The organism is Dellaglioa sp. CoH-55-MRSF-8, from assembly GCF_056782195.1.
Window position 1 is genome coordinate 146,523 of record NZ_JBXAYH010000003.1, and the last position, 18,908, is coordinate 165,430.

The following is an 18,908-nucleotide window of genomic DNA, read 5'->3' on the forward strand; positions in this document are numbered from 1 at the left end:
AGCCATTTTATGGCTTCTTTTTTTGCTTTATTTTCCTGAAGAACGACGTGATAATTTAACGACGGCTTCAACTTTTGATGTTTGTGGGAACATATCAACGGGTTGAATATAATCAACGCGGTATGATTTTGTTAACAATTCTAAATCTTTTGCGAGTGTCGATGGATTACATGATACATAAACAAATTTTTTAGGACGACTCTTATTGATGGCTTCAATTAATTGATCATCTAAACCAGTACGTGGTGGATCAACAACTAGGGCATCAGGTACGAAACCTTCTTCCAACCATTTAGGTAAGATATCTTCAGCTTTACCAACTTCATATGTGGTATTTTCTTGATGTGATAGAACAGCATTTTCTCGTGCATCTTCAATCGCTTCAGGTGTTGTATCCATACCGCGAACTTCTTTAGCACCATGGGCAACATAAAGGCCAACGGTACCAACACCACAGTAAGCATCAACTAATGATTCATTTTTATCTAAGTTAAGAGCTTTATTGATTTCATCGTATAAAACGCCAGTTTGAACTGGGTTTAATTGGAAGAAAGCACGTGCTGATAATTTGAATTTCATTTTACCAAGACGTTCCATGATGAAGTCTTGGCCAGCGATATTAATGGTTTCGTCACCCCAAATAAGTGATGTTTCACCTTTGTTGATATTTTGCATGACAGAAGTAACCATAGGTAATTCTTCTAAGATATGCATAACTAGTTCACGTTTCTTAGGTAATTTTGCCGAGTTTGTGATGAAGGTTAATTGAACCTCACCGGTATCAAAAGATTCACGAACAACAAGCGTTTTGATAATACCTGATTTAGCTTCTTCATTGTAAATAGGAATTCCGAGTTCCTCTAATAACGCAACAACGTGACGAATAACAAGCATTGTTGTAGGACGTTGCGTACTGAATTCTTTTAAGTCTACTAAATCATGACTCTTTGGTTTGTAAAGTCCAGCGATGACGTGACCATCTTTTTCGCGAACTTGGAATTGCGCTTTATTACGGTATTCATATGGATTTTGCATACCGATAGTTTCTTTTAAATCATAGTGTTCATAACCACGCGGTTTATATCTTTCTAAAGATTGTACGATAACATCTTTTTTGAAAGCTAATTGGCCTTTGTAGTTTAAATGTTCTAATTCAATTCCGCCGACTTCACTGTATGTTGCGTCTTTTGGTTCAACGCGAACAGGACTTTGTTTACGAATTTTATGAATTTTAGCGTTGATATAAGAATCTGCAACACTAGTGACTTCTGCTACAACGACTTCGTCTGGAAGAGCACCAGGTACGAATGTAATCTTACGTTTGTAATAGCCGATGCCTTCACCATTAATACCTAAGCGTTTAATAGTTAAAGGAAAACGTGAACCGGCTTCAATTTCTGATCCAAATTCTTGATTGTCTGACATATTTTTATAAACTCCTTATTGCTTTTTTCTTATTATAACACAGGAATATTGGCATTTTGGCAGTTCAAAGATATAATAACAAGATAAGCATTTAAAGGAGTCTATATGACAAAAAAAATCACAAAAATAACCACACAAAAACGTGCTGGACGATATAATGTCTTTCTGGATGAAAAATATGCTTTTCCAATTGGGGAAGAAGTTCTTATTTCATTTCATCTTGCTAAAGGGATGGAATTAGATGAGGCATTAATTAAACAAATTGCTGATGCAGATGATCGTTCAAAAGCGTATTCAAAAGCGTTAAACTATTTATCAACGCAAATGCGAACCGTAAAAGAGATTAAGGATTATTTGAAGAAACATGAAATTACGGAAGACGCGATTGAAGAAACAATCGAAAAGTTATATGAATTTAGATTAGTAAATGATCTTGAATATGCTAAAAGTTACGTTAGAACAATGATGCACACGTCGGATAAAGGACCAACAGTCATTCGCCAAAAGTTACGATTAAAAGGTGTTGCAGCTGAAAGTATTGATGAAGCCTTAGAAGAATTTCCAGTTGATGACCAATTAGAAAATGGAATTAAAGTCGCCGAAAAATTAGTTAAGCATTACCACGATCAATCGTTTAGTAATTTAAAGAACAAGGTTCGTCAGGCATTAATGACTAAAGGCTTTAAGTCTGATGACATTTCACAAATAATGGATGCCTTAGAACTTGAAATTGATCCCGAAGCCGAATGGGATGCACTTGTTAAACAAGGGGATAAAGTCTGGAAACGGCAACGTCGCTTGGAAGGTAGTCAGCGCGCCATGAAAGTTAAACAGGGGCTATTTCAAAAAGGGTTTCAGTTTGATGATATTAATGAATATATTGAGCTGAAAGAACAAGATGAGGCGCTTGAATGATAATGTGGGATGACGCAAAAATCACAGCTTTTCAAGAGGCATTGTTAACTTGGTATGATAGTGAAAAAAGGGATCTTCCTTGGCGCAGAGACCATGAACCCTACCATATTTGGGTATCAGAAATTATGCTCCAACAAACACAAGTAAATACGGTTATTCCGTACTATGAACGATTTATGGAATGGTTTCCGAGTGTTGAAAATTTTGCTAATGCGCCAGAAGAACGTATTTTAAAAGCATGGGAAGGACTCGGTTACTATTCAAGAGTTCGAAACATGCAAAAAGCAGCAAAACAAGTTGTTCAAGATTATTCTGGGCAATGGCCGCAAACAGCTAAGGAACTGCAAAATTTAGTTGGAATTGGGCCATATACTGCCGGAGCAATCGCAAGTATTGCTTTTAACGAAGTTGTTCCTGCCGTTGATGGTAATGCTTTTCGTGTATTTTCACGCTTATTTGAGATAGAAGATGATATTGCGAAACCACAGACCCGACTTATTTTTGAAAAAGTCATTCAACAAATTATTTCTAAAGAAAGACCTGGAGACTTTAACCAAGCTGTCATGGATTTGGGTTCAAGTTACATGAGTGCTAAGAATCCAGATTCTGAACATTCTCCAGTTAAGTCGTTTAATCAAGCTTATTTAGATGGTAAAGAACTTGATTATCCAGTGAAATCAAAGAAGCCGCGACCAGTTGAAATGCCCTATATTGCTTTGATAATTGAAACAAAAAAAGGGTATTTATTTGAGAAACGTTCTAGTAAAGGGATGCTCGCAAATTTATTAGCGTTTCCTTTAATTAAGCTGGAAGAACTGGAAGACAAACCAGGAGACGTGTTATTAACGGATGATTTAGTTATAAAATTAGGCCAATGGAGCCAAGATAATTTGAACCATAAGTTGATTTTTTCAGCATTAGAAGGTTCCGTCGTAAAACATACCTTTACCCATCAAAAATGGTTAATTGAATTATTTACCGTGAAAAGTAAATCGTTTGACTTAAGTTATTTTCCTGGCGAATTCATACTTGAAAAAGATTTTGACCAGATTGCAGTTCCTAAAGTACAACAAAAAATTTGGGACAAATATATCAGCCTTTCTTCAAATAAATTTTAGTAAAATAGTTCTTTTTTTGGTATAATATTCATGCAATCGATGTAAAATGCACTACGTGTTTAGAAAGTGGGTTTTGGTAGAGATGAGTAATCAGTCAAAGGAGCCTAAAGAGGGCGACTTCATTACCATAAAGAGTTATAAACACGACGGTAGTTTGCATCGAACATGGCGTGATACGATGGTGTTGAAAACAAGTGAGAATATGATTATTGGGTGTAATGATCATACATTGGTGACCGAAGCAGATGGCCGGCGATGGGTGACCAGAGAACCAGCAATTATCTTTTTTCATAAACACTATTGGTTTAATATTATAGCCATGATACGTGATAACGGCGTTTCTTATTATTGTAATTTGGCTTCACCAGCCACGTTAGATAAGGAAGCTTTGAAATATATAGATTATGATTTAGATGTCAAAGTTTTCCCAGATGGTGAGAAACGGTTATTGGATGTAGATGAATATGCAGAACACGGGAAAAAATGGGAATATTCTGACGATATCGATAAGATATTGAAGTATAACGTCCGAACACTTGTGGACTGGATAGATAACGGGAAAGGGCCATTTTCTAAAGAATATATAGATATCTGGTACAATCGTTACCTCGAACTAGCGGAACGTGAAAATAATAAATAAAAAGGATAATTCTGAATTTTAAGTAGAATTATCCTTTTTATTTACTATTTTAGTGAGGTATTTTCTAATAAATTGAGCAGTATGGTAATATATAGATAGTTTAGCAACGGAATAAAAGGAAAACTAGACGAAATAATATAATTAATGAATGGATGAAAAAATGGCTACTAAAGCGAATATAAAAGATGTTGCAAGTAAGGCAGATGTTTCAATCGCAACTGTATCACGTTTTTTGAATGGTAAAACAGAGCGTATGTCTAAAGAGACAGCATTGAAAGTCCAAAATGTGATTAAAGAATTAAACTATGTCCCTAATGACGCGGCTAGACAGATGATTACAAAAAAAAGTCGAATGATTGCTACAATTGTTTCAGATGTGGATGATTATTTTGCCACAGAAATGTTTAAAGGTATTAGCTCAATTTTAGATGCACAAGGTTATACAGCGGTTTTATTTGATTCCGATTCTAATAAATATAAAGAACAAGGTATCCTTAAAATTATTGGCGAAAAATCGTTTGATGGACTAATCATGCAACCAATACTTAGAAAAGAAGCCGATTTAAGGGATGCGGTTAGACGAGACATGCCCATTGTTATTGTTGATCGTGAACTTTCTGATTCTAGTTTAGCTAATGTTGTTACAAATAACTTTGATATTAGCCAACAAGTAACAAGATATTATCTAAATCAAGGATTTGATCAAGTCATTATCATTACTGGTGAAGTGACAGGTATTTCAACTCGGGAAGAGCGGTATAACGGAATTAATTCGGTCAGTCCAGACACTAAGGTGATTGAGGTTATAGATGGTGATACAAAATTAAATCAAACATATGCTGAACTGAAAAATAGATTAATACGTGATGATAAAAGAACGCTTGTATTTGCGTTGAAGGAACGTTGGTTGCTTTACTTACTACCTAAAATTATCGCTGATGGATTCATGGTCAATCAACGGGTAGCGGTAACGGGATTTTCAGATACTGAAGTCATAAAAGCGATTAATTCAGGAACTTCGTTGATTAATCAAAATCCTTTTTTACTAGGTGCTAGTGCAGCAGAATTATTGTTGAATGAATTAAATGGTGAAACAAATACGAAAAATAAAAAAATAATTATACCTGCTGAATTTAAGTAGATACTAATATGGAAAAGACTTGCTCAAGGGTAAGTCTTTTTTTATTGTCCTTAAAATGTAATTTAAAGTTAAAAAAATAAACAGGCTAGATACCTTACTGGAGTAAACGTTTACCTTGTTTAGAAATATATATTTATATTTAAGACTTGCAATTATGGAATACTGCATATATACTATCCATGTAAACGTTTACCTAACTTGTTAATAGATAATGAATTGGAGGCGCTAAAAATGGATAAAAGAACTTTTTTAGATGTTGATAAATTTGCGTTGGGCTTTGCCTCTACAACTGTAGAGGCTAAGTTTGAGGATGAAAACATGGTGAAAACGGCTAAGAATTACCTTGCAGCCTATTTGACGGCATATTACTTAGCAGAAAATTTTAACGAGATAGAACGAGAAAATTTTGATAATAAAAATGCAGAAAAATTCGAGGACATGAATTTTGAGACATTAATGAATAGGGTAAAGAAACTCAATAAATATTAATATTGGAGGAAAAATGATGACAGTTATTTTAAATACATGGATTTTTGAGAATGATGTAGAAAATGGAATTAAACAGGATGAATTGGTTGATCGCGTTTCAAAATTAAGTGTTGACGGTATCGAAGTTAGACGTGAATATTTTAAAGATTTAGATAGTGAATTACCCAAAGTTGCAAAAAAAGCAAAACAATACGGATTAATTGTTAATTATAGTGTTCCTGATCAAGTTTTTTTAGACAATGGCACGTTAAACCCTAAATTAGTTACTTATTTTCAAGAAGGTTTAATTATGGGAATCAAAAAAATTAAATTTAATATTGGAAATTTTGCGGCATTTACTGGAGATTTAAAGCAGGCTTTTAGTGAATTTCCTTTAGACAAAATAACAATGAATGTTGAAAATGATCAAACTGCATTAAGTGGCAGTGTTAAGGCATTAACGACATTTTTAGAAAGTGCTAAACGACAAAATGTGCCTGTTGGTTATGTTTATGATCTTGGTAATTGGGCTTTTACGAAACAAGATGCTATTCAGAGTGCAGATGAGCTTTCACAATACACGGACTATATCCATTTGAAAAACGTTATTAATAATGCTGGAAACTTAATGACGTCGAAAAATTTAGATGAAGGAATGTTTGATTGGCGAGCTATTTTAGCCCATCTACCAAAAAAAGTGGCTTTCGCTCTTGAATATCCGATGGATAACAAAGCGTTAATTCAATCCCAGATAGTGTTATTAAAAAAAGAAATTGAGGACTAGCTTATGGCAACCCTAATACCGATTTTATTATTAATCACTTTTGTAGGATTTATTATTTATATTTTAAAGGGTGGAAACATCATGGTCGGGTTCTTCGTAATGGCTATTTTATGGTCTATCATTGGACAAATTCCATTCGATAAGGCAGTTCAAAAAGTATTTGCTGAACCAGCATTGAATTATGGACCGACAATTATCTATATTGCATTTGGATCATGGTTCGGAAGGGTTCTTGTTGATAGTGGGATTGCGCCTGCAATTTCAGAAGCAACAAAAAAAGTTGGGAAAAAACGACCATTAATAGCAGCTATTTTAATTGTTTTGGTAACAGCGTTTATTTTTGTAAGCGCATACGGAGTGGGATCTGTGATTGCGATAGGGGTTATCTTATTACCAATCATGTTATCCCTAGGTATTCCAAGAGACATCGCACTTACTGCATTTGTCATGTCAATTGGGGCACCAATGTACATTAATGTTGTTTTATTCAATCAAATTAAAGCATTTTTTCCAAATGCCGTATACGGCGGACAATACTTAATCTTCGGTTGGACAGCAATGACAGTTCAATTAATCGCGGTAATTATTTTCTTAGTTTTACATCGCAAGAAATTTACTCAAGAAAATGTTGATTCAAATCTAAAAATTATTGGTGAGACACAACAAAATTCTGAAAGTCGCCCCATACCAAAAATTGCATTTGTTGCACCAATTATTCCGGTCGTTATGAATATGATTTTCGGCTGGGATGCTATTCCAGGATTAACTTTAGCAACATTGTTTGCGATAGCTGTTACTGGAAATATGAAAGGATATAAAAATTTCGTCGACTTCTTGAATAGTACGATTCAAAAAGCGATTGGTGATATCGCAGGATTGATTATGTTTTTAATGGCGTTAGTGATGTTTGCTGGTGCTGCTCAGTTGAACGCTGTTAGGTTTCAACATGTATTTAGTCTGATATTACCGCATGACCATTTAATCCTTGCTATTGTATTTGGAGTATTAGCACCGCTCGCGTTATTCAGAGGTCCGTTACATGTTTGGGGTGCTGGAGCTGCAACTGCAGCGGTTCTTTCGGGAACCGGGTTGTTCAATGATGCCTTCTTATTACCACTTCTCTATGTGCCTGCGCTTCTTGCTGTTTCAACAGGAATCACGCAATCATGGAATGTTTGGGGCCTTGATTATATGAAAGTTCAATCAAAAGATTTATTAAAAAGAGGTGTTCCAATCATGTGGTTTGTTTCAATTATTAATGAAGTTTTAGTTTATTACTTTTTCGGTTAAAATTAAGAGACATGAAGGGAAGAAAATATAATGAGTGAAGTTATAACAATTGGCGAACCAATCATTACATTTGCCTCAAAAGATATGGATCAAAGCTTATCAGAATCAGTTAATTATGTGAAAATATTAGGTGGCGCAGAATTAAACGTAGCGATCGGAGTTAAACGCTTAGGGCATGATGTTGAATATGTTTCTCGAGTTGGAACAGAACCTTTTGGCCAATACGCGAAGAGTATTATTTCAGGACATGGTGTGGGTATCGATTATATTAGCGAAAGTGAAAATCATTGGACGGGGCATCAATTGAAACAACTCGTATCAACGGGTGACCCAGAGACTTTTAATTACCGTAAAGGGTCAGCTGCAGCTCATTTAACAAGTGATCGAATTGATGCAATAAATTTAGATGATGTTAAAATAGCGCATATGTCTGGTATTTTCCCAGCTATTTCAGATGTGGCCGAAAAAACATTTAGAACGTTATTAACACGCCTTGTGGATAACCAAAAATTCATTACATTTGACCCTAATTTACGACCAACATTGTGGAAAAGTAAAGATTATATGGTTGCGACCGTTAATGAACTGGCAGGTTATGCAGATGTTGTTTTACCAGGTGTTGAAGAAGGAAAAATTCTGATGGGCAGTGATAATCCAGAAGAAATTGCCGACTTTTATTTAAAAGGCAAACGGACAAAAACGGTAATTGTTAAAATAGGTGCAAGTGGTGCATTTATCAAAAATTCAGATGGTAGTATGAAAACGATTAAAGGCTTCAAAGTGGATAAAGTTGTGGATACTGTTGGTGCAGGCGATGGATTTGCATTAGGCGTTATTACAGCATTATTGGAAAACAAATCTATGGAGTCAGCCGTTTTACGAGGAAATGCAGTTGGTGCGCTTCAAGTTCAGACACCAGGTGATAATGATGGCTACCCAACACCTAAAGAACTACAGGATTTTTATAAAAAGGAAGGCGTACAGGAATAATGAAATTACAAGTCGCTATTGATCGCGTTACGTTAGAAGACCTTATGGAGAGCGTCAGCTACTTAGATGGTGTTGTCAATGTCATCGAAGTTGGGACCTCTTTGATTAAAGATTATGGGATAAATGCGTTAAAATCTGTTACGGAAAAAGTTAATCAATCAGAAGTATTATTTGATTTAAAGACAATTGATGAGGGTGTTTATGAATTTGAAAAGGGATTCTCTGCTAACGCGGATACGTTAACGGTTATGGCAAGTTCGTCAATTGATACGATTGAACAAGTTTATGAATTAACGGTTAATCAGAAAAAAAACATTCTGATAGATTTATTGGAAGTAGATGAGACGAAAATTGAAAAATTACAAAAATTTGATGAAGCCATTTTTGGATTACATTACTCACATGATAAGAAAGATCAAGATTTTGATGCCGTAAAAGCGGTGGCTGAATTCCATGCTAAATTTCCAAATATAAAAAAAATCGCGGTTGCCGGTGGTATTGATATTGAACAGGCAAAAAGATTGGCTGTTCAAGGTATCGTGGAAAGAATCATTGTTGGTGGTAAAATAATGAATAATGAGAAACCATTAGATATGGCAAAAAAATTTATGGAGGTTATTAAATGAGTTTACTTGATGAAATAATGGATGAAATTAACGCGGTCATTGCTAAAGTTAGTGATGACCAATTAAATGGTGCTGAGAAGTTAATTACGAAAGATAAAAGAATTTTTATCTTAGGTGCTGGGCGATCTGGGTTAATGGCAAAAGGATTCGCAATGAGATTAATGCATATCGGTTATACGGTCTTTGTAATTGGTGAGACAATTACACCGTCAATTGCAGAAGGGGATGTGCTAGTTTCTGTTTCTGGCTCTGGGACAACTAAGAGTGTACTTGAACCAACTGAAAGTGCTAAGAAAATTGGCGTTAAAGTAGTCGGGCTTACAAGTAACGGCGAGTCTCCTTTAGCGAAAGTATCTAACTCAGTTGTCGTTGTGCCTGGTGCAACAAAAGCTGATAATAGTGTAAAGTCAATCCAATTATTGAGTACGCTATTTGATCAAAGTGTGCATATTGCTCTGGATGCATTAGTGCTGAAGGTAAGTCGTAGAGACAACGTATCAAATGATCAGGCGAAGGCGAGCCATAGTAATTTAGAATAAAAAATAGCAACTATCATTTTTAAAATGGTAGTTGCTATTTTTTAGGATAACTATAGTTACAACAATGGTTGATTAATAACCGGCTGTTGTTGACTTAATTAACTCAGGTGTTCTATTAAATAACATGTAGGCGTAACCGTTAATGATTTGCATCCCTTCAGTTTCTCGTGAAGAATTGATACGGGTATACGAAACATCATTTGTTGTTAAGGCACTGTTATGATTATTATCAACTGTTAATTTCGAAGCGTTAACAGCGACAAAAGCGTCATCTGTTACGAGGTAAACTTTATTTGTTTTTGAACTATAAGCAATTGATTGTGGAGAGTCACCCACCCGGTTGGCTAATTGTCCAACGACTTTTACGGTGACTTTATTGTCGGCATCTATAGATCCCTTCCAAATTCGAATATACTTACCGGCTGAACCAGATCCGCTACCAATCATTGTGTATGAATAGAAGTTATTGTTATCTGCAAAAGTTAAATTATTACTTTGCATAAAATTACCATAACCATCGTTCCATTGCATATTAGTATAGTTATCAGGTGCTAGCGTTGACGAATTGATATGTTGAATAGTTACTGTGTCGGATTCAGTAAGTGATTTTGAGCTTGTATCACGATACATGTAGAGACCTTTATTTGAACCATTTGTTTTATAATCTAAAGATTGACCATGGCCTATTATGAATTCAGGACCGACTTTAATGATAGATTCATATTTTTTGTATGCATTATATTTAGAAACATAGAAATTATATTTACCTTTATAAGTTGAAGCAGGGTAGTTTGCTTTGTAGTAGCTAAGAGATTGCGATTGACGGAGGTAGTAAAAAGCCTGCCATAATTCTCCAAATCCCTTACTATTATTTAGATTTAATGCGTTCATCTTATCAGTATCAAAACGGACAATCTTACCAGTTCCTTTTTTCGAATCAGTTGAGATTGATGCATAAAGGTAGTGACCATTGATAACAAATCCTTGTATATTACCCCAATCACCACTTGATTTATATGAAGCAGTTAAGAAATAATTTGTTTTAAATTGTTTTGAACCAGTTGCATTATAAGTACTACCTGATTTTGTTGTTGCATCAACTGAAGAATAATTAGGCTTTTTTTGATAGAAATTAGTAGCCGCAGTATTTGCTAATTTATTGCCTGTATCTAGGCTACCATCATGCATATCAACAAGAACATCTGTAGCAGGTGTCCAGGCTGCTAAATAGCCACTATAAATCCAACCGAGATCGTTTTTCCCAGTTTTAACATATGAAAATTTAGCGCCATCTTGTGTTCGTGTTTCTGTTTTGGTGATATATAAATCAGTATCGAAGTAATTTTTTGAATAATGTGTTGTTTTATTTCCATAAATAGTGTTTAGTGGTGCGTTATGAATGTTAGAGATGTCAGACGTGATACGATATTTAGTTTTTGATGAAGAAGTTTTGATATCTTTAACGGTTTCGTAATTCGTTAATGCTTTAGTATTCACATAACCATACAAAGTTCCGTCACTATATGTTAGTTTTGAGTAGCTTACATTTGATGCCGTTGTAATTTTTTTGGAAATGTAGAAAGTGGTTGAGTGATAACTAGTACCATAGTGCATAAATGTAGAAGCACCGTGTAATGCTCTTGGATAACTGTAAACATTATAAGCATTTGTTTTAATTCTAACAGGTGTATGGTTACTATCTGATTTATCTGTTTTGGGAGATGCATAAACGGTTGTGGCTTTGGTATTTATATAGCCATACGCTTTTCCAGCACCATTAACTAGCCAAGAATATGATTTTCCATCTGATAATTTAATCGTTTTTGTGATGTAAAAAGTTGTTGAATGATAACTTGAACCATAGTGCATGAACTTTGATTTTGAATTTAAAGTTCGAGGGTAAGCATAAACATTATAAGCTTTCGTTTTAATTCTAACAGGCGCATGTGCAATGTATTTTGAAGATGATAGTTTAACTTTTGCTGAGACAGAGCTAGATGTACTGTGACTGGCTATCCCTAAGCCAAGTGCTGTAAACAGTAATGTGATCCCAATGAATTTACTGATTTTCATAATTTAGAACTCCCCTATAAAATATATTTTGTGCCTTCTAATTATACATGAATATGACTGATAGGCCAATTCATTATTTGAATGGAACGGGGTTATTAATACTGATCAAAAAGTTATGGAACAGTTAAATACCATGGAATGTAATATAAAAAAAATATATTATTATAAATAGGAATGATATAATTATTAGATATTTGGACAAAAGAATTGTTAAGGAGAATACAATTAATAATGACAAAAAATAATGGATTACTCTCAGTTGTTATTTTGGGATACAATGTTGAAGAGTTCATTGAAGAAAGTATTGAATCAGTTCTTAACCAAAGTTATGAACAATTAGAAATTATTTTAGTTGATGATGGATCAGTTGATGGGACTGCCGAAATTATGGATCGGTATGTATCACTTTTTGACAATATTAAAGCAATTCACAAAGAAAATGCTGGACCTAGTGCTGCTAGAAATGCAGGAATTGAAGCCGCTACCGGAGAATATATTGCCTTCGTAGATGGGGATGATTTATTACCAGTTGACGCATACAGTCTTTTGATGGGGTCGGTAAAGATGACTGATTCAGACTTGGCAACTGGTGCAGTTAAACGATTTAATTCTAAACGTAGTTCACGTTCTTACATTCATAAATTTGCTATTAAAGATACTGTTTATGAAACATCAATTGCAGAACACCCAGAATTAGTTTATGACACAACTTCATGGAATAAAGTTTATCGATTAAATTTGTTTATCGACAATAATTTGCGCTACCCTGTGGGAATGTTATATGAAGATATTCCTGTGATGATGGCAGCTCATTTATTGGCTAACCATATTGATATTATTACTGATATTGTATACGAATGGCGTTGGCGTGAAGGTGATAGCAAATCTATCACTCAAAGTCGAGGTAATGATATTCAACATTATAAAGACCGATTGGAAATGCTAGAGTTAACGCGTTCATACATGAAAAAATATGGGGCAACTCAAAATGTTATGGATGCATTTGATCTGAAATTATTAACAACTGATATTCCGCTATCAATGCAAGATATTCGAGAATCGGAAGAAGATTACATATTAGAATTTCAAAAAATTACAGTCCTACTTATTAGAACGATTAATCCAGAATTATTTAAGCAATTATCAATTAAAAATCAAATTCAATATGCTGCTGTGTTACAGGGGAATATTAAAGACTTAAAAAAATATAGTTATCGTCGTAGAAATATTGGAAAAATTGTTGAAAAAAATAATCGCTATCAATATGAAGATCCGGCTATCTCTTTAGATGTTGCTAAAGCGGTTGATGTGGGACAATCACAAAAATTCGAACAACGAATCTTAAATGTTTTTTCTGATGAAATGACAAGTGAGATAGTTATTAAGGGTTGGTTGCAACTCAATCAATTGAAAGTTACAAAAAAATTAGACGAAAAATTTACGGTTAATTTGATTAACATTATAAATGGGAAAGAAATGCCAATTACGTTTGAACGAGAAACCGTCAAGCGTCGTCGTCATTTATTTAAGCACCGTAACTATCGTTATTTTAGAATGTCATTTGATCAACAAGAGGCATACAAAATATTAGGAAACGGCATTTGGAAAATACAAGTTAATTATCAAGTTAAAAATATTAATGTGACGGAATTTTTAGCTAATCCTAAGCGTAAATTTATAAGTAATATTTTTTCTGGTAATGATTATCAAATTAAAACTGATTTTAGTTTTGACTGGGCATTAGCTTTTAATGCGATGACTTTGACAGCAAATGAAATAAAGACGGAAAAAAATGTTCAAGCTAATCTAATTCAAGATATTAGTGTGAATGATAGTAAATTAGTGGTCTCTACATGGTTAAATAATCCTGAAAGTACGAAGTTAATTGTTACTGAAAATAGTGATGATGAAATTGCGCCTCAAATTAGTGGACAAAAAATAAATGTTAGTGAACATCAAGTGAAATTTGAATTCTCAATAACTGAAGTAGCCGAGTTAAGTTCTGTAACACAAAAAAGACTCCAGTTAATTGATGAAAAAGAATTGAAATTAAGCTATGAGTTTGAACATGTTGATAAACCGCAAGAATATGAAATAGCACAATATAGTTTACTCGTTCAAAAGAATATGAAGGAAATGATTGGACTAAATATCGCACCACATTTTTCAAAACTAATGGATGTCCAGTGGTTAGATAATAGTCGGCTACGATTAATCGCTGAAAATACATTGTTTCAAAGTTCAGCAGAAAAAATTGTTTTACGTGTAATCGATCAAGAGGAACAATATAAATATCAATTTAATGACGTTACTGTCGATGATAACGGTCAAATAATCGTTAATTTGAATTTAATTAATGAACAACAAGACAGTTTCATTAAGGCAGCAAAATATAATCTTTATCTTGATTTTTATAGTGCTGACCAAGTTGTTCGTTCGCAAATTACAACTGAACCAGAACGTGTAGAAACGCTAGAAAGTCGTACAAATCATTTAGCAAGAACATCATTATACGAAACAAAAAACAATTTTTTGGTTTTAAACCAAAAATTATCGTGGGATAAGCAGGACGCAACCAAACGAAAACGGGCAATTAACTTCTCACTATATTACCCGCTACAACGTTTATTACCTTTAAAGAAGAAAACGATTGTCTTTGATAGTTATTGGGGCGCTTATTTCAATGGTAATGAAAAAGCCATTTATGATTATGTCCAAGAAAACATGCCAGATTATGAATGTGTCTGGTTATTCAAGGATCCGAATACAACAATAACCGGCAATGGTAAACGAGTTCGCTACTTCAGTAAAAAGTATTGGTATTACATGGCGCGAGCTAAGTATTTTATTGAAAATACTAACCTCCCTAACCAATATGCAAAACGAAAAGGACAAGTTGAAGTTCAATCGTTACATGGAACCTTCATGAAAACGATGGGATTTGATGAACCTTATTTCAAAGATGGTTCAAAAGGACGTCAGAATAATTTCATGAAACGAATTAAGCGTTGGGATTATCTTGTTTCACCTTCGCCATATATGGATGAAACAGCTAGTCACGCATTTAATTTTGAAAAAGAGGTTGTTCACTCTGGCTTCCCAAGAAATGATGTACTTTATAAAAAGAATAATGAAACTGATATCCTTAAAATTAAAGAATCTATTGGCATGCCATTGGATAAAAAGGTCGTATTATATGCACCAACCTACCGAAATAAAGACGGATTTGATTTTGAGTTAGATATTAAACAAATGCAAGCTAAATTGAGTGACGAATATGTGTTATTGGTAAGGCTACATTATTTCGTTGCCAATAAAATTGATCTAACTGAATTTGAAGGATTTACTTTTGATGTGTCTAATTATCCAACAGTTGAAGATTTATATTTAATTGCGGATACGTTAATTACTGATTATAGTTCAGTAATGTTTGATTACGCACATCTTAAACGACCAATGATTTTCTTTGCATATGATTTAAAAGATTATACAGAAGATACACGAGGTGTTTATCTCGATTATAATGGTACGGTTCCAGGACCAATTGTGGATACAACGGCAAAAATAATTGACGAATTAAGCGATTTTAATCATCTACAGACAACCTACGCGCAACAATTGATTGAATTTTATGATAAATTTTGTACGTATGGTCGTCAAGGGGATGCTTCAAAGCAAGTTTTTGAAGCAATGATTAGCGATCACTTATTACCACAAGAACCAAGCGTTCAAGTAATTAGAAATAAAATTAAAAAGATCGTTAAGTTTAATAAATGGTATCCAAAAGCATTTGGTATTATCGGTAAAATGTCAAAGAAAGATATTATTATATTTGAAAGTTTCTTTGGTCGTAAATATAGTGATAATCCAAAAGCTATCTATGAATACATGAAAGACCGTTACCCTAAATATAAGATGTACTGGAATGTGAACCAGGATTATGTTGCTTATTTTAAAGAAAATCATATTCCCTATGTGACACGATTCTCATTTAAAGGTATTTTCAAACAAGCTCGAGCAAAATATTGGTTTACGAATGTTCGTCGACCATTATGGTGGGTTAAACCTGAAGGTACAACAATTGTTCAGACATGGCATGGTACGCCATTAAAAACGATTGGTGTTGACGTAAATACAGGGTCAATGCCTGGCGTTGATGCTGCTAAATATCATAGCCAAGTTACAAAAGATTCTGATCGTTGGGATTATTCTGTTACGCCAAATGAATATTCGTCAGATATTTTCAGACGTGCATTCCGTTTGAACCGTAACCAAATGATTAATTCTGGCTATCCTAGAAATGATATTTTAACGAATTATACACAGACAGATATCAATCGTATTAAAGCAAGTTTAGAAATTAATCCAAACAAAAAAGTTATTCTATATGCACCTACTTGGAGAGATAATGAATACGTTAAAGCTGATTATTTCACGGCTAAGTTACATCTTGATTTAGATAAGATGAAAGCAGAACTTGGCGATGATATTATCGTTCTTGTTAGAACGCATTATTTAATTGCTAACTCATTAGATTTAACTGATTATGAAGGCTTTGCGCTGAACGTTGCTGATTATGAAGATATTAATGATTTATATCTTATTAGTGATCTGTTGATTACAGATTATTCATCTGTTTTCTTTGATTTTGCAGCGTTAAAACGTCCTATTATTTTCTTTGCATATGATTTAGATGAGTATGCAAATGATATTCGTGGTTTTTACTTTGACTACGAAAAAGAAGTACCAGGACCAATCGTTAAGGATACAGATGCTGTCATTACTGAGATTAAACGAGCATTTGCAACGGATGAACGCCATCACAATTATGATCAATTTGTAGCGACTTATAATGCTTGGGATGATGGACATGCAACTGAACGGTTAGTTGATTTTGTCATGAATGGACGCGTTTATGAAGCTCAAGAAACAGTAGTTGAAGAAACGACCGTCCATGTTCAAGATGGTGCTGAAGTTTGGTCAAAGGTTTATGGATCTAAAAATTATAAATTTGTAAAAAATATTGATGCCAGAGTTACAAATGAAGGTATCGTGAATAAAACGGGTTATTTAATTGATCCTATTCAAAAAAATAAAGTCGGTTCGACATTACTGTTTATCACGATGAGTGATGGGACAACCGGTTGGATTGATAAAAGTGAAGTAATCAATTAAGCAGTTTAAAGACGCCATTTGGCGTCTTTTTTTTGAATTAATTTATCGTTCAATAATGAGGATAAGTGAAACGCTATAATTGTTAGACAGGTTACGGTATAATGAAATTACTATACATAAATTAAAGGAGAACCATATCGATGCTTGATAGATTAAAAAAGTCTAAATTGATGTTTTGGTCACTTGAATTATTAATCGTTGCCTCGTTAATTTGGATGTGTACAAAAATAAGTTTTATTTTTAGTCCAATAGGAACGTTTATTTCCACATTATTTATTCCGATTATTATATCTGGGTTTTTATTTTATTTATTTAATCCGGTCGTTAAATTTTTAATGAAAATAAAAATCAAAAAATTCAAATTTTCTCGAACGTTGTCAGTTGCCATTCTATTTGTATTCCTAGCAATTCTTTTAGTTGCCTTAATAGGGTACCTGATTCCGAGAGTAGTCAGTCAGCTAAGTCAATTGGTGGTTAACCTACCAGATTATGCAAATGCAGTTAGTGAGTCGTCAAAAGATACGTTTAATCATTTAAATAAATATGCTTGGTTTAAAGAAATTGATTTTACTAGCTATTTAAACCAGTTTGAAAATTCTATTGGGACCTACTTCAAATCAATTGCAACCAATTTGACGAACTCGATAGGATCAATGATTGGGGTTGTAACGAGTGTGACAGTTGTTGCACTGACAGTACCTGTGATGTTGTTCTATATGTTAAAAGATGGTCAAAAACTAGTCCCAACGCTTAAAAAACTTGTTCCAGAAAAACATGGGGATGAGCTCGTTGAGTTACTTGACCGCATGGGTGATACAATTTCAGCGTACATTGGTGGACAAGCTATTGAATGTATTTTCGTTGGGGTATTTACCGCTATTGGTTATTCAATTATTGGTATGCCGTATATTTTGTTACTAGGAGTTGTGGCTGGCCTTGCTAATATTATTCCTTATATTGGACCCTATATTGGTATTTTCCCAGCACTGATTATTGCGGTAACACAGTCTACTCAAATGGTTATTTTTGTCGTGATTGTTGTGTTAATTGTCCAACAAATTGATGGTAATTTTGTCTATCCTAATGTTATAGGCAAATCATTAAATATACATCCATTGACGATTATTGTATTATTACTAGTAGCTGGTAACATTGCTGGGCTTCTAGGAATGATTTTAGGAATTCCCTTATATGCTGTTGTAAAAGTTGTTATTAAATACTTTTACGATATTAGACAATTGCAGGAAAAATAAGACAGTCATAACAGTTTATGATAAAATAAATTATTATTGATAACGACGGAGGAGCAAAAACATGAAAAAAATAATTACTTATGGAACATTCGATTTATTACACAAGGGTCATGTACGTATTTTACAACGCGCTAAAGCAATGGGCGACCATTTAACAGTTTGTATTTCAACAGATGAATTTAACGCAATTAAAGGGAAAAAGGCTTACACATCATATGAAGATCGTAAGTTCATTTTAGAAGCAATTAAGTACGTAGATGAAGTGATTCCAGAAACTGAATGGGACCAAAAAATTAGTGACGTCGTCGATAATCAGATTGATACATTTGTGATGGGTGATGATTGGGCAGGTAAGTTTGACTTTTTAAGCGATTACTGTGAAGTTATTTACTTACCAAGAACAGATGGTATTTCAACAACAAAAATTAAAAAAGATTTAGGGATGAACTTGTAAAATATTTTATTATTTTA

The 18,908-nt window shown here is 33.8% G+C and carries 15 protein-coding genes; 13 read left to right on the top strand and 2 right to left on the bottom strand.

Translation table 11 applies throughout. The features are described from left to right. Nucleotides 1–27: 27 nt before the first annotated feature. Nucleotides 28–1,425, bottom strand: coding sequence for a 23S rRNA (uracil(1939)-C(5))-methyltransferase RlmD (gene rlmD / locus AC1RPW_RS04460; protein WP_481761522.1), 1,398 nt, complete (start codon nucleotides 1,423–1,425; stop codon nucleotides 28–30). A 105-nt stretch (nucleotides 1,426–1,530) separates the two neighbouring features. Between rlmD and recX the strand changes: the two genes are divergently transcribed. The 10 genes from recX (at nucleotide 1,531) to hxlB (ending at nucleotide 9,936) form a co-directional block, all read left to right on the top strand. After that, nucleotides 1,531–2,340 carry a recombination regulator RecX gene (recX, locus tag AC1RPW_RS04465; RefSeq protein ID WP_481761521.1) on the top strand — a complete coding sequence of 270 codons (810 nt, stop codon included), beginning with the start codon at nucleotides 1,531–1,533 and terminating at the stop codon, nucleotides 2,338–2,340. After that, nucleotides 2,337–3,458, top strand: coding sequence for an A/G-specific adenine glycosylase (gene mutY / locus AC1RPW_RS04470; protein WP_481761520.1), 1,122 nt, complete (start codon nucleotides 2,337–2,339; stop codon nucleotides 3,456–3,458). Before recX ends, mutY begins: the two co-directional genes overlap by 4 nt. 82 nt (nucleotides 3,459–3,540) lie before the next feature. Then, nucleotides 3,541–4,098, top strand: coding sequence for a nucleoside tri-diphosphate phosphatase (gene ntdP, locus AC1RPW_RS04475; protein ID WP_481761519.1), 558 nt, complete (start codon nucleotides 3,541–3,543; stop codon nucleotides 4,096–4,098). Nucleotides 4,099–4,246: 148 nt separating this feature from the next. Continuing rightward, nucleotides 4,247–5,239 carry a LacI family DNA-binding transcriptional regulator gene (locus tag AC1RPW_RS04480; RefSeq protein WP_481761518.1) on the top strand — a complete coding sequence of 331 codons (993 nt, stop codon included), beginning with the start codon at nucleotides 4,247–4,249 and terminating at the stop codon, nucleotides 5,237–5,239. Between the two features lie 231 nt (nucleotides 5,240–5,470). Beyond that, nucleotides 5,471–5,728: a hypothetical protein gene (locus AC1RPW_RS04485; protein WP_481761517.1), complete on the top strand. Its 258-nt coding sequence runs from the start codon at nucleotides 5,471–5,473 to the stop codon at nucleotides 5,726–5,728. A gap of 16 nt (nucleotides 5,729–5,744) precedes the next feature. Continuing rightward, nucleotides 5,745–6,491, top strand: a complete 747-nt coding sequence (locus tag AC1RPW_RS04490; protein ID WP_481761628.1) for a sugar phosphate isomerase/epimerase family protein — start codon at nucleotides 5,745–5,747, stop codon at nucleotides 6,489–6,491. A 3-nt stretch (nucleotides 6,492–6,494) separates the two neighbouring features. Beyond that, a complete protein-coding gene (locus tag AC1RPW_RS04495; RefSeq protein ID WP_481761516.1) occupies nucleotides 6,495–7,781 on the top strand; it encodes a gluconate:proton symporter in 1,287 nt (428 codons plus the stop codon). Nucleotides 7,782–7,811: 30 nt separating this feature from the next. Next, on the top strand, nucleotides 7,812–8,771 hold the full coding sequence (locus AC1RPW_RS04500; RefSeq protein WP_481761515.1) for a sugar kinase: 960 nt from the start codon (nucleotides 7,812–7,814) through the stop codon (nucleotides 8,769–8,771). Beyond that, nucleotides 8,771–9,397 carry an orotidine 5'-phosphate decarboxylase / HUMPS family protein gene (locus AC1RPW_RS04505; RefSeq protein ID WP_481761514.1) on the top strand — a complete coding sequence of 209 codons (627 nt, stop codon included), beginning with the start codon at nucleotides 8,771–8,773 and terminating at the stop codon, nucleotides 9,395–9,397. Before AC1RPW_RS04500 ends, AC1RPW_RS04505 begins: the two co-directional genes overlap by 1 nt. Next, nucleotides 9,394–9,936, top strand: a complete 543-nt coding sequence (hxlB, locus tag AC1RPW_RS04510; protein ID WP_481761513.1) for a 6-phospho-3-hexuloisomerase — start codon at nucleotides 9,394–9,396, stop codon at nucleotides 9,934–9,936. Before AC1RPW_RS04505 ends, hxlB begins: the two co-directional genes overlap by 4 nt. Nucleotides 9,937–10,008: 72 nt before the next feature. Here the strand turns inward: hxlB and AC1RPW_RS04515 are convergent, their stop codons facing one another. Next, nucleotides 10,009–12,009 (bottom strand): hypothetical protein, encoded by a 2,001-nt coding sequence (locus AC1RPW_RS04515; RefSeq protein ID WP_481761512.1) that lies wholly within the window; start codon nucleotides 12,007–12,009, stop codon nucleotides 10,009–10,011. Nucleotides 12,010–12,240: 231 nt separating this feature from the next. Here AC1RPW_RS04515 and AC1RPW_RS04520 point away from each other — a divergent pair, with 231 nt between their 5' ends. From AC1RPW_RS04520 to tagD, 3 genes are all read left to right on the top strand, one after another. Then, nucleotides 12,241–17,184 carry a CDP-glycerol glycerophosphotransferase family protein gene (locus AC1RPW_RS04520; RefSeq protein WP_481761511.1) on the top strand — a complete coding sequence of 1,648 codons (4,944 nt, stop codon included), beginning with the start codon at nucleotides 12,241–12,243 and terminating at the stop codon, nucleotides 17,182–17,184. Nucleotides 17,185–17,324: 140 nt separating this feature from the next. Then, nucleotides 17,325–18,437, top strand: coding sequence for an AI-2E family transporter (locus tag AC1RPW_RS04525; RefSeq protein WP_481761510.1), 1,113 nt, complete (start codon nucleotides 17,325–17,327; stop codon nucleotides 18,435–18,437). A 61-nt stretch (nucleotides 18,438–18,498) separates the two neighbouring features. Next, entirely contained in the window at nucleotides 18,499–18,891 is a 393-nt protein-coding gene (gene tagD, locus AC1RPW_RS04530) for a glycerol-3-phosphate cytidylyltransferase (protein ID WP_481761509.1), read from the top strand. Nucleotides 18,892–18,908: the final 17 nt, after the last annotated feature.

What these genes read in the sequence shown, in the direction of transcription:
- rlmD (WP_481761522.1), bottom strand. Translation starts at nt 1,425, where the DNA reads ATGTCAGACAATCAAGAATTTGGATCAGAAATTGAAGCCGGTTCACGT.
- hxlB (WP_481761513.1), top strand. Translation starts at nt 9,394, where the DNA reads ATGAGTTTACTTGATGAAATAATGGATGAAATTAACGCGGTCATTGCT.
- AC1RPW_RS04520 (WP_481761511.1), top strand. Translation starts at nt 12,241, where the DNA reads ATGACAAAAAATAATGGATTACTCTCAGTTGTTATTTTGGGATACAAT.
- recX (WP_481761521.1), top strand. Translation starts at nt 1,531, where the DNA reads ATGACAAAAAAAATCACAAAAATAACCACACAAAAACGTGCTGGACGA.
- ntdP (WP_481761519.1), top strand. Translation starts at nt 3,541, where the DNA reads ATGAGTAATCAGTCAAAGGAGCCTAAAGAGGGCGACTTCATTACCATA.
- AC1RPW_RS04480 (WP_481761518.1), top strand. Translation starts at nt 4,247, where the DNA reads ATGGATGAAAAAATGGCTACTAAAGCGAATATAAAAGATGTTGCAAGT.
- AC1RPW_RS04490 (WP_481761628.1), top strand. Translation starts at nt 5,745, where the DNA reads ATGACAGTTATTTTAAATACATGGATTTTTGAGAATGATGTAGAAAAT.
- tagD (WP_481761509.1), top strand. Translation starts at nt 18,499, where the DNA reads ATGAAAAAAATAATTACTTATGGAACATTCGATTTATTACACAAGGGT.
- AC1RPW_RS04495 (WP_481761516.1), top strand. Translation starts at nt 6,495, where the DNA reads ATGGCAACCCTAATACCGATTTTATTATTAATCACTTTTGTAGGATTT.
- AC1RPW_RS04525 (WP_481761510.1), top strand. Translation starts at nt 17,325, where the DNA reads ATGCTTGATAGATTAAAAAAGTCTAAATTGATGTTTTGGTCACTTGAA.
- mutY (WP_481761520.1), top strand. Translation starts at nt 2,337, where the DNA reads ATGATAATGTGGGATGACGCAAAAATCACAGCTTTTCAAGAGGCATTG.
- AC1RPW_RS04515 (WP_481761512.1), bottom strand. Translation starts at nt 12,009, where the DNA reads ATGAAAATCAGTAAATTCATTGGGATCACATTACTGTTTACAGCACTT.
- AC1RPW_RS04485 (WP_481761517.1), top strand. Translation starts at nt 5,471, where the DNA reads ATGGATAAAAGAACTTTTTTAGATGTTGATAAATTTGCGTTGGGCTTT.
- AC1RPW_RS04500 (WP_481761515.1), top strand. Translation starts at nt 7,812, where the DNA reads ATGAGTGAAGTTATAACAATTGGCGAACCAATCATTACATTTGCCTCA.
- AC1RPW_RS04505 (WP_481761514.1), top strand. Translation starts at nt 8,771, where the DNA reads ATGAAATTACAAGTCGCTATTGATCGCGTTACGTTAGAAGACCTTATG.